Source organism: Paracoccus fontiphilus (assembly GCF_017356265.1).
GTDB lineage: Bacteria > Pseudomonadota > Alphaproteobacteria > Rhodobacterales > Rhodobacteraceae > Paracoccus > Paracoccus fontiphilus.
Window position 1 is genome coordinate 1 of the sequence record NZ_JAFNAW010000086.1, and the last position, 11,032, is coordinate 11,032.

Annotated in this window: 11 protein-coding genes; all 11 read left to right on the forward strand. The window is 56.8% G+C overall.

All coding sequences use genetic code 11. The features are described from left to right. The first annotated feature begins 80 nt into the window (after positions 1-80). Positions 81-1,346, forward strand: a complete 1,266-nt coding sequence (locus tag J0F76_RS18545; RefSeq protein WP_207471770.1) for a hypothetical protein — start codon at positions 81-83, stop codon at positions 1,344-1,346. Beyond that, on the forward strand, positions 1,343-2,980 hold the full coding sequence (locus J0F76_RS18550) for a hypothetical protein (RefSeq protein ID WP_207471771.1): 1,638 nt from the start codon (positions 1,343-1,345) through the stop codon (positions 2,978-2,980). Before J0F76_RS18545 ends, J0F76_RS18550 begins: the two co-directional genes overlap by 4 nt. Positions 2,981-3,163: 183 nt before the next feature. Continuing rightward, positions 3,164-3,550: a hypothetical protein gene (locus J0F76_RS18555; RefSeq protein WP_207471772.1), complete on the forward strand. Its 387-nt coding sequence runs from the start codon at positions 3,164-3,166 to the stop codon at positions 3,548-3,550. Continuing rightward, on the forward strand, positions 3,547-3,963 hold the full coding sequence (locus J0F76_RS18560; protein WP_207471773.1) for a hypothetical protein: 417 nt from the start codon (positions 3,547-3,549) through the stop codon (positions 3,961-3,963). Before J0F76_RS18555 ends, J0F76_RS18560 begins: the two co-directional genes overlap by 4 nt. Before the next feature lie 388 nt (positions 3,964-4,351). Further along, entirely contained in the window at positions 4,352-4,594 is a 243-nt protein-coding gene (locus J0F76_RS18565) for a helix-turn-helix domain-containing protein (protein WP_207471774.1), read from the forward strand. Positions 4,595-5,262: 668 nt separating this feature from the next. Continuing rightward, entirely contained in the window at positions 5,263-5,691 is a 429-nt protein-coding gene (locus tag J0F76_RS18570; RefSeq protein ID WP_207471775.1) for a site-specific integrase, read from the forward strand. Positions 5,692-5,947: 256 nt separating this feature from the next. After that, on the forward strand, positions 5,948-6,307 hold the full coding sequence (locus tag J0F76_RS18575) for a hypothetical protein (protein ID WP_207471776.1): 360 nt from the start codon (positions 5,948-5,950) through the stop codon (positions 6,305-6,307). A 279-nt stretch (positions 6,308-6,586) separates the two neighbouring features. Continuing rightward, a complete protein-coding gene (locus tag J0F76_RS18580; RefSeq protein ID WP_207471778.1) occupies positions 6,587-8,566 on the forward strand; it encodes a DUF262 domain-containing protein in 1,980 nt (659 codons plus the stop codon). A 490-nt stretch (positions 8,567-9,056) separates the two neighbouring features. After that, positions 9,057-9,485 (forward strand): IS66-like element accessory protein TnpA, encoded by a 429-nt coding sequence (gene tnpA, locus J0F76_RS18585; protein ID WP_341351623.1) that lies wholly within the window; start codon positions 9,057-9,059, stop codon positions 9,483-9,485. After that, positions 9,482-9,829 carry an IS66 family insertion sequence element accessory protein TnpB gene (gene tnpB, locus J0F76_RS18590; protein WP_207471780.1) on the forward strand — a complete coding sequence of 116 codons (348 nt, stop codon included), beginning with the start codon at positions 9,482-9,484 and terminating at the stop codon, positions 9,827-9,829. Before tnpA ends, tnpB begins: the two co-directional genes overlap by 4 nt. A 62-nt stretch (positions 9,830-9,891) precedes the next feature. Then, positions 9,892-11,032: IS66 family transposase (gene tnpC / locus J0F76_RS18595; RefSeq protein ID WP_207471782.1), on the forward strand; the 1,141-nt coding region annotated here is incomplete at its 3' end.

Below are 11,032 nucleotides of genomic sequence, written 5' to 3' on the forward strand. Positions count from 1 at the left end.
GTGAGCGCGCGCGCCATGGTGCCGGTCACCGCCGCCTGGCCTGATTTTACCCCGCCGCGTGGCCGGATTTTGCACCGCCGTTGACAGCTATCCGGAAGGCAGCGCGCCTGCTGGACCGACTGCATGACATGGATGGCTTTGCAGACCGCGCTTTGCTCCCGCCGGTGATCGGGGCCTTACCAAGAATGACCAGAAACCGCACCACCCCAGCCTTTCCCGCGAGTGTCGTAGACGCGATCGAGGCATACTTGTCCGAACTCGCCAAGGGAAAGCCTTATACTGGCCTCGCTTCCGGTCATTTCCGCTCACCCGCGTCTCCACGAACAATCACGTCCCTGCGCGAACAGCTGCACTGGTATTTCTCATGCCTCGTGGAACTTGGGCGCCTTGATCTAACCGGAACGCCGGACGTTTCCGAATTGATGTGTCTGCAGAACATTCTCGCCGCCTTCGAGGCCGAACGCGACGGCAAGTTCTATTGGAAACCTTTGGCGCTCAGAACGAACATGAAGAATATGGGTGCCGTTTTTCGGTTCGCCCGTCGCTATCATCCCGATCTCAAGGATGTTCAGTCGGAGTTTTTCCAACAACATTACTTCATCGGCGCGAAGTCGATGACCAAGACCAACGAAGATTTTTGCCGGCGCCTGGTAAGGACACCTGAGCGGGTCTCGCGGTTTTTGAACCTGGCCGGCCACCTGCATCACGACGCGGCTGACCTGCTTGATAGGTTCGATGTATTAACCGGGGCCCAGAAGACCCGCGCGCTGCAGCTATCCACCGCAGCGGCAACAGCAGCGGTGCTCACGTTTCTGCCGCTCCGAGCATCCACGCTGGTCGATCTGCGGGTTTATGGCGACAATCCCCACATCACCTTTCCGCTGGGTTTCCGGAATGTGACTGTCGCAATTCCTACAATTCTGATGAAAAATAAAAAACCGATGACGGCCGAGTTTAGAAAACGTGGGAAGGTCGACCCGCGCATGATCCTCGAATGGTGGCTGCAGGTCGCTCGAGCAAAGGTGATGGAACGGCTGCACAATGCAGATCCGGCCAGACTGATGGGCGGTGCAAGCTACGCGTATGTGGCGGAGGCCTGGAGGCTGGGGACAGCCGAACACAACATCTATATGACGCTGCACCAGGTTCGTCACGCCATCGCCTCGATCCTGCTCAACGAGCCGGGAGCCGACGTGGATTGCATTGCTGCCCTGCTCAACGACTCTCCTGCCACTGTGCTACGCGCCTACGCATTTTTCGACAGAGATCGTGCCTTTGAACGTGGTCAATCCGGCCTCGCCTCCGTCAACAAGGCACTGTCACGTGGTCAGGGGGCACGCCGGTGAGCCGATATCAAATCAGTGAGACCGATCTGCCTAAGCGGATGCGTCAGTTCCTCGTCGACATCGATAACGGTGGCGCCGCGAGCGTACAAATTCGACAGGCCGTCCGCCCGAATATCAGCTCCGCATTGCGTGGCTTGATTGAAACCGCCCGGTGCCTGGGTTTGCCAGACCGGCTCTCGCAAGACAGTGGTGCCGCCTTCATTGGGCGGCTCCGTCGGGACGGGTGGACCGTGGGCAGTATCCGCAATGTCGAGAACTGCCTTCGCAAGTATGCTTATGCAACAGGAGAAGGGATGGACTGGGCGATCGGCAGCGGCCGCTTCGATCGCCGTCCGGTCGAGCTTGTCCTGCAGGCGCCACACTGGAACAAGTATCGGCACATCCTGGAGGAGATCAAAGCGAATACGCGGCCGGACGTCATCCGGCTGGCAGACAGGTGGATGCGTCATCGTGCCTGTTACCTTCACTGCGATGAACAGGTGGTCCGTGCGTTCGGCATGAGCCAGTCAAGCGTCATGTTGATCGCGCGCTTCATGGCAGCGATCGATCCGGAATCGCCCGACAACATCTATCTTCAACAGGTCCAGCGAAAGCGGTTTGTCGAGGAAAGCGGGAAGGAGCCGGCCCCTTTATCGATGCCTTATGACAGCGTTGCAGAGCCGTTTCGGTCGCAGATCGAGGATATCGCCCGGAAAAAACAGCTGTCGCATGCGCGAATAAAGGCGATCTGTTCGGCGGTCCGCCGTTTGTGCCGATCCTGCGAGAGGCACAGATTGCCGCTGGCCCTCAACATGGAGAGCGCTCGCGCCTACGTTGATGATCTTTTCGGCGAGGGCAAAAAGCCGATTACGATTGCAGGCTATTGCGATTTTCTGGCCTGCTTTGCGGCGCACGCAGGCTATGACCGGGTTTTGTCTGTAGAACTCATGGAAGTTCAGAATGCGACTAAACTCGAGGCGCGGACCGCGCTGAAGAACAAGGAGGCCAAGCTTGCGAGATCACCCATCAACCTCGAAGATCTGGCAGTTCTTGCCTACCGATTGCGACGGGACGCGCCGGATGTCGATGACCTCCGGAACAGACGGCGCGATCAGGTTCTTTCCGCGGCGATTGCCTTGCTTGCCAAGGTTCAGTTGCGGGTACTCGACCTGCGCAACGCAAAGGTAGGCCACGAATTCCACCGCGACAGCGAGGGCTGGATATGCGACATTCTGACATCAAAATCAGGCGTGGCTATTCGCGGGCGGCTGGCTGCTGAGCTGACGCCATATCTCGATATGGCGCTCCTCGGGGATGTCGGCGAAGAGCATCTGTGGGTGATCTATCAGCACCGTATCGGCACCGCGCTTTTTGGAAATCCTGCCCGAAACTGGCAGGCCTATAGCAAGGACTGGTTGCGGCGCAATATGGCCACGCTAACGGGCCACAGTCCCCATATCGTGCGGACATTGATCTACGATCACATTGCCCACGACCCAGCACTGGACGTGCGCGTAGGCGCTGCCCTCTGCGGACACGGGCATGAGGCCAGTCGGAAAGCATACGAGGTCAACGCCCCTGCCCGGCGGCGCTCAAGGGCAACTGCCGCGCTCGAACAGATTGCGAAGGGATTGGAGGACTACGAAGCAGCCTGAAGACACAGAGGTTACCAAGGCAGCAGGGCCCCATTTCTGTCTTTCTTTCCATTTTCGGTGATCGGAAAGAAAGACAGAAATGGGGCCCTGACGCTTTTTGCAGAGTGAGAGGGGATCAGCACAGCAGCACTGCTGTCTTGTCACCCGCGGCCGGTGCTGCGGGCACTTCCAGAAAGAACAACAATGTTCGATTTTTCCAAACATCCCACGTCTCTTCATCTTTTCATCGAACAGAATGCCGATGCGCTGAGCAACGCAGCAATGACGCTGGGCGGACTCACCTGGCTACGCCGCATTCGCAAGATCATTGACGAGGTCCGGCTTGGGCAGGACCTTACGCGACGCACCCGAGTCGAGCTGCAGAAATATTACGGGCTGCTGACCCTCCGCCATGTCGCCGATCCTGATAGTGAAGAATCCAGCTTCTTCGCGAACCTCGATCCTGCCAGCCCCGTGGTCGAGGAGATCTGCCTCCTCACGGATCAACTGGAGGATGCCGCATTGGAAGCCGGTTTGATCCTCGTGAACCCGGCAGAGACAGATGCCTGCAACCAGGAGTACTCTGCATGATTGAAAGCAACATCATGTCAGATCACCTCGTCGGCGCGACAATAGCGCTGTGTCGCGCGTCCAGAATTGCCAGCAGCAAGCTCCACGACGCGAGGGCCGCCGGCTGCCCAACAACGGTCCAGATCATCCTCGAGCGCGACGTCACCGCCATCGTGGCACAGAAGTTGCCGTCCCCCGCAACAGGTGCCGAGCTGGCGGATCTCATCCGGCAGCTTCATGCGCTCGCTCATCGCGAAATGGTGGTGCATGCTGTGGATGATGAGTGCTGTATGACACCGCCCGAACGCCGCTTAACATATACTCCCGAAGGGGAGATCTATGCAGAAGCAGCCTCTGCACTGGTCGCATATAAAGTAGCGCTCGAGAACATATGGGACCTACAAAGCGCAGAAGGTCTCATTCTCAACATTTAGCCAGCTGAAAAGAAACCAGGCTTGCCGTTCAGCGGCAAGTCAGGGCGATTCGGAGGCGTCTACAGGCACACCAAAAGTTTTGCCCGATATTGCCGGCCGCAGCGTTCCTGCTATCTCGCAAGCTCGGTGCCGCGGCTCATCGCTCGAGAGCGCCGATAGATCTCTCGGCACTTACTCGTATTGGTAGACAGCAAAACCTTTGTAAGTACTGCTGACCAATTCGGCCCTGTTCATGGCCTTGCACCGCCGATGGCATTCCCGCACTCATGCTTAGCTTCAAAGCTGAGGATACTGGCAGGAAACTGCGCATGGCCTCATCACTATTCAACGCAAAATATTTATTGCCAAACTATTTTGCGAATTGGTCGCGCATACCCTTTTCCTCGACATGAAACGCCTCGCTTACTCCGCTGCCGAAGTTTCCGCAATGATCGGCATTCCCTATCAAACTGTGCTCGCTGAAATCCGAGCCAAGCGCCTTATCGCACGTCGCATCGGGCGTGAGTATCGGATTCATCGCGATATAATAGAAGATTACCTGAAGTGCCCAGACCAAAAAAAGGACCTCGAGTCCATCACGATAAGAAAAGCGACGCCTGGTTCCTGTTTCGTAAAGACGGCAGCCGAATAAGGCTCGGCATCTATGGAAGAGATAATCGCGAAGCTGCGGAGGCCATCCTCACCGACTATCTAATCGCCGAGCGTCTTGGCTCGAGAGTGTCGCTCCCTTCGGACGAGTTGGAGGTTATCAAGGTGTTGTATGAGTATGCCAATGCGCAAGGGGAAGAAGTAGCGCAGCCGAGACTTATCGCCGACGGTCTCGAAGCCCTTCTTCCATTTTGGTCAGGGCGATTAGTCAATGAGATTAATAGACAGACCTGCGCAGATTATGTGAGGTGGCGTTGTGCGGGGGGGCTTCGTGAACACATGCTGAATAAGCACGGAAAGTCTTGCTCGGGGTCGAAGATTTCGCGTTCAACCGCTCGTCGCGACTTAGGAATCCTCCGCGCAGCGCTGAATTTCGCCCGAAGTGACGGTTTGCTAAATCAGGAGCCGCCTAAAGTTACACTTCCGGCCGAGACTGCACCGCGTGACCGAGCATTATCCCGAAAAGAGTGCGCGAAGATCCTATATGAGCTCTGGCGGGGCGCGCCGACACGTGCTCGGGATGGTTCAGTTCACAGATCTCCTGGTAAAACCCGTCACGCTGCAAGGCTGTTCTGGCTCCTGCTATATACCGGCTCGCGGTTCAACACGGTGGCCAAGACTACGTGGGAGAAGCGTGATGACGGCCCATGGTTGGAGCTGACCATGGAAATCTGGCACCGCCGCGGTTCTAAAGAAAAGGCCACAAAGAAGCTGCGTAACGATCATCGGATCCCCGGACGCATCCGTCTGGCTCTTGACCGTTGGAAGCGGATGTTCCCAAGTTCGACATACGTCGTAGAGCATCCCAGAAGGCCCAACACAGCCATCCAAGATATCGGCCAAGCTCTCGACGGTGCTTGCAAGAGGCTTGGTATCGAGCGCATTACCCCGCACACAATCAAACATACAGCAATCACCCTATTTATCTCTGGAGGGGGTGATCCGTTGCTGGCCGCCGAATATTTCTCGACGTCCTTTGCCACAATACAGAAGAACTACCTCCATTTGGCACCAGATCACCAAGCGCCAGCATTAGTGTCCCTTCGCCGGTTGGGAAAGCGGCAACCTCGGAAATCGTAGAGCAGGAATATCAACATGGCGTTGAAGTGGAATAGAGAATACTCCTGAATACTGCTTCTCCGACTATTCCCGACCAAAGTGTAACCGACACTCGTCACTGCTGCAGGAGCAGAAAATGGCGGCGTCGTCCGCAAAGCATACCTCCGCGACTTTTTCGGAGATTTCCTAAGATATTTTGCGGTTTGATTCTCTTTTACGGGCTCGAACCCATCTATAGATCAAGAAGGAAAGGACGCCCTCAGTGAAAGGAAAAGACATGGAAATAATCATCAAAGCAACCGACGCAGTTGAGTATCTCGAGATCATCTCTCCGAGAACTGGCCTCAACTATATTGAGGATTTTATTGGCAACACGGGTGCCCTGGTTAATGGAGAGTTCACTTGGGACGAGGAGCGGGAGGCCTATCTCGCTGATCAAAAGGTATTCGACTGGTGGCAAGAGATGGTTACAATCTTCCAGGCTCTGGAATACCGCCTCCACGACCTACGTGAGGAGCATGGCGAAGAAGCCGTTTGGAATGTCACCCAGACTATTGATGATCCCGAGTTACCATATTTTGCGGGAGCTTTGAATGCAGCCCTCGACGCAAAGTTTGGCGAGGAAGCTGGCTCGTGACTAAATCAGACCCCCTCACATTTGTCCTGGTGATCGCTGCTCAGAACCAGTTCAGCAGCATGCCCAAGTGGCCGTTAAGGTTGTAGGAGGCGATCCTCACAGCGCTGCCCTCTAAATCAGAGGCATCGCCCCTGCGGCTCATCAGACGCAGCGGACCGCAGCACGATCAGCGCGTCATTCACCAACGGTCGCTGCAGCACTTGGACCTGAGGGCACTCCGCCGTCACTTGTTCGGCTGGGCACCCTTCAATAGGCTGCATCCCAGATGTCAGGCGAGACTTGGCCGGCGACCGCCACAGTCGCCAACGATCTGGCCATTACTATGGCATGCCACCCGAAACGGTCGCTCAGAGCCGAGTGGTTAATGACTTTCTTGATCGAGTCCCTGCCGCATCAAAGAAGGTTCAGATTACCGTTGCCTGCACAAAGGCCGCAGATATATTCCGATCGCTGCCTCCGCGACGGCGGCAGGGACAACTCGGAGTAGTGATGTATAAGCCAGGCGGCACCATCGAAAGCGCGTTAAACGAGATCGCTAAGAACAACTATGTCCTTCCCGCGATCCAGCGAGAATTTGTCTGGCGCCCCGAGCAGATCGAGCGGCTTTTCGACAGTCTTCTACAGGGTTATCCATTTGGTACTTTCCTCTTCTGGAAGGTTGATCCGGAAACCTCAGGGACGTTCAAATTCTACGACTTCGTTCGGCACTATCACGCGCGGGACGCAGCTCACTGTCCGGAACTCGATACCATAACAAATCGGCCAGTTGCGGCGGTTCTCGACGGCCAGCAGAGGCTCACAGCACTCAATATCGGATTGAGAGGGTCAATGGCATGGCGGCTGAAGGGAAAGAGGCGAGCCAACGCGCTGGCTTATCCCAAGCGCATCCTCCATCTGGATCTGCTTGGGACCGCGCCACAGGATGAAAGCGGCACGGTCTACCGTTTCAAGTTTCTGGAGCCGAAGGTAGCCGCAGATGATGAGACTACCGTCTGGTTTCAGGTGCCGAAAATACTTGATATGAAATCCGGCACCGATCGTTTGAGCGAAATTCAGAAGTTCGGTCTGCAAGGAGAAAAGCTAACACAAGCTTTCAATTTGCTCGAGAAGTTGCGTCAGGCAATTTGCACAGAGCAGACCATCTCCTATTACGAAGAGTCCAGCCAGGACCTCAACCGTGTTTTGAATATTTTTATCCGTTTAAATTCGGGCGGCACCATTCTATCCTACTCCGATCTACTTCTCTCGGTTGCAGTTGCCCAATGGAAGCAGCTGGACGCCAGAAGCGAAATCCACAGTCTGGTGGACGAACTCAACAAGATTGGCGCAGGATTCTCCTTCGACCATGATTTCGTGCTAAAGGCCGGCTTGATGTTGACCGACATTGCAAGCGTAGGATTCAAGGTCGAGAACTTCACCTCGGCCAACATGAATGTGCTCGAACAGCAATGGGCAAGCATCAAAAACACCCTGATTAAAACTGTTGAACTCGCCTCCAACTTTGGCTTTTCCAATGCGAATCTGCGCGCTGAGAGTTCCCTACTACCGATTGCGTACTATCTTCACTGCCGCAACCTTCCCGACAGCTACAGAACCAGCCAGAAGTTTGCGAAAGATCGCGCGGTGGTCCGGACGTGGCTCGTTCGTTCCCTGTTGAAGCCTTCCGGCATCTGGGGCAGCGGCCTCGACACTCTCCTGACGGCACTTCGCGAAGTAATCAAGAAGGAGGGTGAGGCGGGCTTCCCGGCCGACCAGCTGGCGAGGCGAATGGCTCAACGTGGCAAGCCACTTAGCTTTGGCGAGGATGAAATCGAAGAACTCTTGGAAATGCAGTACGGCGACAAGCGGGTATTGCTGCTACTTTCCCTTCTTTTTCCCTTCGTGGATATGCGCAACCAATTTCATGTCGATCATATCTTCCCGATCTCCCAATTCACTAAATCGAAGCTCTCACATCTCAGCTTAAAGAAAGGGGAAGTTGAAGATTTGCGTTGGTACGCCAATACGATCGCGAATCTTCAACTCCTTGAGGGACAGCTGAACACCGAGAAGCATGCGAAACTTCCGGCTGCTTGGCTGGAGGAGGCGTTTAGCAAAAAGGGCGAGCGAAAGGCCTACTGTGATCGGCATGATCTCGGCAACGTGCCTTCGGAAATTAAGGACTTCCGGAAGTTCGCAGACACCCGTCGCGCAGTCTTCAGAGCGAAGCTTACGGAGGCTTTGTCCGGCTCTCAAAACCACAGAACCGCTGCCGAATAGTATCCATGTGCGGCAATATTGTCCAAAGTGACAAGAAGCATGATGATGCGCATTCCTACTGATTTTCAGAGACAGTTTGACCTCTTGCTTACGGAAAGTCATAAGCGGTTCATGATGGGAATGCCGACCCGCATGCGCTGCTCGACGTTTGGCATCGCAGTTCTCATGCCGATTAGCTTCGACAACCGCGGGCCAGACCGGAGTTGAACTTTCCTCTGAACATCAAGATTGCCGCGAGAAAGATCAACGCGATCAACGGAGAACCCTGGTGCTCTGGAGTTATGCGCGACCCGCAGGATCGCAGACCAGCCTTGGTTCGACGGCTATGCCGTCGGGCCAAGGCGTCATCCGCCAGCTCGTGGCGGTGTCCTTTGGAGAAGCCTACATCACCAAAGACTAAGAACACCTAACAAAACTGCTACTCATGCGTTGAAGGGTAACCGCCCGATTTCCACCGCCTGCCTGAGCGTGGGGTGATCGGCTAAAGCACGTGTATAGCGACGTCGTTAACGACGTATCTTATGCGGGGCTTTCGATGCGCGGTGACATTCTGGGTTTGGAACGGCGTCGTCGCTGGAGCGACGAGGAGAAGCTCGGGATCGTGCTGTCGGTTGGGGTGGAGAGCGCGACGGTGACGCAGGTGGCGCAGCGCCACGAGGTAACCCGACAGCAGCTCTATGCCTGGCGGCATGAGCTGAAGAAGAAGGGGCTGCTTTCCCCGCTTCCGGAGACTGTGTTCTTGCCTGTGGAGTTGAGCGCGCCCGCCGAATTGGCGGTGCCTTCCTTGGCTGAAGATTTGATGCCGCAACGCCCCGCCCTGATCGAACTTCAACTGGCCAATGGCCGTTGCCTGCGCTTCGACCCGATGCTGGATGCGGCCGCGCTGACGCGGTTGATCCGGGTGGTGGAGGCGGCATGATCGCGCCCGGCACCGGTGTCCGGGTCTATCTGGCCTGTGGCATCACGGACATGCGCAAGGGCATCGAGGGTTTGGCGGCACTGGCGCAGGATCAGTTGCGCCAGAAGCCGGCAGGCGGTGCGGTGTTTGCATTCCGCGGTCGGCGTGGCGACCGATTGAAGCTCTTGTATTGGGATGGCCAAGGCTTCTGCCTTTACTACAAGGTTCTGGAACGCGGGCGCTTTCCCTGGCCGAGCAGCAAGGACGGGACCGCGCGTCTGACATCGGCGCAGTTGGCCATGCTGTGGGAGGGAATCGACTGGAGGCGGCCGGACTGGGGTGCGCCCCCAGTCCGGGTCGGATGATTTATCTTTCTGTAATTGCGCGTTTTTGTGGTGTTCAACATGGGGACATGGTATCCATCCCCATGTCCGGAACGGCCACGCCTCTCCCCAATGATCCTGCCGCTTTGAAGGCGATCATTGCCGCGTTGCAGGCAGAAAATCAGAAGATGACCGCCAGCTTGCGCGCACATGACCTGCTGGTTCAGGCGCTGCGGGTTCGGATTGCCAAATTGCAGAAGCAGAAGTTCGGAGCCAGTTCGGAAAAGGTCGAGCGCGAGCTCGAGCAGCTGGAACTGGCGCTGGAAGACCTGCAGCTGGCCTTGGCCGAGGCCAATGACCTGTCGCCCGCTGCCGAGGAGGGGCCGGACACGGAAGCACAGGTCCAGGAACCGGCTGAACCCCAGGAAACCAAACGCCGCCGCCCGAAGGTCTCGAAGAACACGCCGCGCGAACGTCGCGAATATGACCCCGGCGAGAATTGTCCCGACTGCGGCGGCGATCTGCGGGTGATCGGTGAGGATGTCAGCGAATTGATCGACATGATCGCCGCGCAATTGAAGGTTATCGAGATCGCGCGCATCAAGAAGTCCTGCCGGCGCTGCGAGAAGATCGTCCAGGCCCCGGCACCCAGCCGGCCGATCCCGCGAAGCATGGCGGGACCGAACCTGCTCGCCTATGTCCTGACCTCGAAGTTCGACGATCATGTGCCGCTCTACAGGCAGAACGAGATCTTTGCCCGGATGGGCGCCGATATCGCCGATACGACGCTCGTGGACTGGTGCGGCGGGGCGATGAAAGCCTTGGCACCGCTGATCGAAAAGATCGAGGCCGAGATCATGGCCAGCGATCTGCTCCATGCCGATGACACGCCCATCCGGGTCCTCGATCGCAGCAAGAGCGACAAGGGGCTCGGCAAGGGTGTCAGGAAGGGCAGGATCTGGGCTTACGTCCGCGATCAGCGTCCTTGGGCAGGCCAGGCCCCGCCCGGCGCGATCTATCAGTTCGCCCCGGACTGGAAGGAAGACCATGTCCTCGGCCATCTGAGCCAGGCCGGCGGCATTCTTCAAGCAGATGGTTACAAGGGCTATGCCAAGCTCTATGCCACCGATCCGGAGGGCAAGAGCCAGTTCCGCGAAGCCGCCTGCTGGGCGCATCTGCGCCGTGACTTCCATGATGTCTGGACCTCGACGAAATCCGAAATCGCGCGCGAGGCGCTCGACCGGA